General features: G+C 75.7%; 1 protein-coding gene and 1 pseudogene. Both read left to right on the plus strand.

Annotated elements, in window-relative coordinates; all coding sequences use genetic code 11:
- Positions 1-561, plus strand: a 561-nt coding sequence (locus AC08ON_RS12110; protein ID WP_476616984.1) for a polyketide synthase dehydratase domain-containing protein, incomplete at its 5' end; no start/stop codon positions are given.
- Between the two features lie 512 nt (positions 562-1,073).
- Positions 1,074-2,308, plus strand: a pseudogene (locus tag AC08ON_RS12115) (hypothetical protein); the annotation flags it as partial.

The following is a 2,308-nucleotide window of genomic DNA, read 5'->3' on the forward strand; positions in this document are numbered from 1 at the left end:
GAGGTCGGCAAGGTCGGCAAGGTCGGCAAGGTCGGCAAGGTCGCCCCGGGCTGGCCCGCCGATGGTTACCGGCTCGGCGAGCAGGGCGAGGACGCGGCCTGGGTCTACACCGACGGGCTGCTCATCCACGGGCCGTTGATGCGGGGCATCCGGCGCCTGCTCGTGCGGGAGCCGGGCCGTCTGGTGGCTGAATGCCGCCTGCCGGAACTGCCCTTCGCCGGCGGCGCGTTCGCGGGCGCGCTGCACCGCCCGGTCCTGTGCGACATCCTCGCTGCGGCCGGGAGCGTGCTCGCCCGGTGGACCCTGAACGAGGTGGGCGCCCTGCCGATCGAGATCGGGCACGCGGAGTTCTTCGCTCCGCTGCCGGCCAACGAGACGTTCATCGTGGTCGTCGACGACGTCCGACCCGGCCCGATGACGGTCACGGTGACCGTGACCGCCCACACCCCGGATGGACGGGTGCTGCAGCGCCTGTCCGACTTCACCTTCGTCGGCACCCCGGACATGGCGGATCTGATCCGTCAGGGGGCGCAGCGGTGGCAGTCGGGTGACCGGGCATGAGGTCCGGTCGGTGGCCGAAAGACCAGGCACTGCACGGGCGATGGGAGGGATCACGATGACCATCACGGTCGAGGCGACGCAGGACGGGCTGGGTTTCGACGGCGAGCCCACCGACGCCGCCGTCTGGGCGGCGATGCAGGCCGGCCCGGAGTTCGAGGCGCGGCCCGGCGGCACCCACCGCCCTGACGATGTCGACAGGGGAGATGTCGACAGGGGAGATGTCGAGGGGGGCGAGGAGGACGACGCCGACGGGGGCAGGGAGATCACGGCCGCCACCCGCGGCGCGGACGTCCTGAGCGGCGTTGGCCGCACGGCTGCTGTGGGTACGGCGGCCGCCCCGGCTGTCGACGACGCCACGGCCACCCTGCGTCGGCTGCGGGCCTCGGTGGTCGCGGCCCACGCCTCGGCGATGCGCACGCAGGCCGCCCTGGCCGACCGGGCGCTGGCCGCGATGGCCGCGATGGCCGCCATCGCACCGCCCGGCGGCCGGGCTCCGGCCGCCGTGGGTGATCGTGGTCGGGGTGGACCGGGGTGGACCGGGGTGGGGCACCCCGGCGGTGGACCGGCCGGCCTTCCACGATGCTGGGCTCCCCGGGCACGCGGGTGCCTCGGCGCCCGGCACTCCGCCGCGGCCCGCTCCCGCGATCGCCCCCGTCGAGATCACGGCGCCTGCCGAGCTGACGGTGGATGTCACCGTCGTGGCCCGGGACGCCGCGGCGATCGACGGTTGGGTGTCGCTGCCCGCCGTGGTCCGCCAGGCCCTGGACGAGGTGTTGCGCGGGTCGGCGCACCTGGCACCCCGGGGAGGGGGGCACTGGGTGCTGACCCGGGCGGCTCTGGTGACCAGCGGACCGCTGCCCCGGGTCGGGGACGAGCTGCGTGTTCAGGCCGCCACCCGCGTCGGGGCCCCCGGCGGGTTCGACCCGGCCACGGCGGAGGTCACGCTCGCGCTGCGGGTCACCCGCGGCCCCGACGTGCTTCTGGAGGTTCTCGGCGGGGTGTTCCGGTGGCTCGCGCGGGACGGCGCGAGCCATGGCGGTCTCGCCGGGGCTGCCGGGTTCGCCGGCATCGAAGCGCCGGGGAACCCGCCCGGTTTCGCCGCCCTGGAGCCGGCGGGTGCTCCCTCCGGCTCCCGGGGCGCGCGCGGCTGGACGGAGGACGCGTTCAAACTGCCCGGCCGTACCACCCGCACCACCCTCGACGCCGGTGACCTGGACCGGCTGACGCGCGGTGACGTTGCCGGCGTCTTCGGCGCCCGCTACGACCAGCGGGGGGTGAACCCGTCGGTGCGGCTCGCCCCCGGCGGTCCGCTGGCCGCCGTGCCGGAGTTCGCGCCGCGGGGCGGCGCGGCCGGCCAGGGCCAGTTGCGGGCCTCGGTGAGCCGGCTGACCGGCGGCGTGGACCACGACGGGCAGCCCGATCCGACCCACCTGGCCATCGCGGCGCTCACCGCCTCCTGGCAGGCGGTGAGTGTGTTCGCGATGGCCGCCGGTCTGCACCTGGTGATCGCGGATGCGCACCTCGACGTCGCGCTGCCCGACGAGCGGCTGGAACTCCCCGACGGGCTCGGCCGGCTGTCGATCGAGATCCACGCGCCCGGCCACGGTGCCGGGCCGGCTGCCGAGGCCGGTCTGGAGCTCGTGCTGACCGTCACCGACATCGACCTGGTGCCGCGGCCCTGGCTGCGCGCTGACATTGAGCTGCGGGACACCCATGGGCCGGTCGCCACGATCCGCGGGATCGCCCT

It is taken from the genome of Frankia sp. CoWAU3, from assembly GCF_977971855.1.